We start from the raw sequence: 500 nt of genomic DNA, 5'->3' as shown, positions 1-500 counted from the left end.
TTTAACTCAGATACCTGAGTTCCCACTTGATGCAGAACATGTTAGAGAAGTCATAAAGATCAGCGTTCCACCTAAAGCCGTGGACATGAACATGAAGGCCTTTGACCTTGGAATAAAAGCTGCAAAAGAGATATTAGAGCTTTAGGCTCTCTCTTTATATTTGTATTTTATTTGTACTCTCTCAGAACAATCAAACTAGACTTCTAACCTCTTCAACGACTTTAATTGTTTCATATCTTGGAGAAATCTTTCCAAGTTCAGGCTTTCCTTCGAGATAACCCTCAATAAAAGAAGGAAGACCTTTTCTTAAGCCCACACCGTATCCTCCTTCAAGAATAACGGCCAAACTGAACCTTGAAAGCGAAGCCCCAGCAAAGTGATAAAATCTCTCACTCAGCTCCATTGTAGCTAAGCCATCCCCTTTAAAGGCATCAAAGCCCGCTGAGACCACAATGGCCCGTGGCCCGATATCCTCTAAAATGGGAAGGACTATTTCCTGC

The 500-nt window shown here is 41.8% G+C and carries 2 pseudogenes; one reads left to right on the top strand and one right to left on the bottom strand.

Features of this window, described 5'->3' with window-relative positions:
* A pseudogene (locus E3E37_RS10895) lies at positions 1-145 on the top strand (indolepyruvate ferredoxin oxidoreductase subunit beta); the annotation flags it as partial.
* Between the two features lie 45 nt (positions 146-190).
* On the opposite strand, the pseudogene E3E37_RS10890 reads toward E3E37_RS10895, so the two are convergent.
* Positions 191-500, bottom strand: a pseudogene (locus tag E3E37_RS10890) (histone deacetylase family protein); the annotation flags it as partial.

The sequence above is a fragment of the Thermococcus sp. ES12 genome, assembly GCF_012027515.1.
Taxonomy (GTDB): Archaea; Methanobacteriota_B; Thermococci; order Thermococcales; family Thermococcaceae; genus Thermococcus; species Thermococcus barossii.
This window is presented reverse-complemented; position numbering and strand designations above follow the sequence as displayed.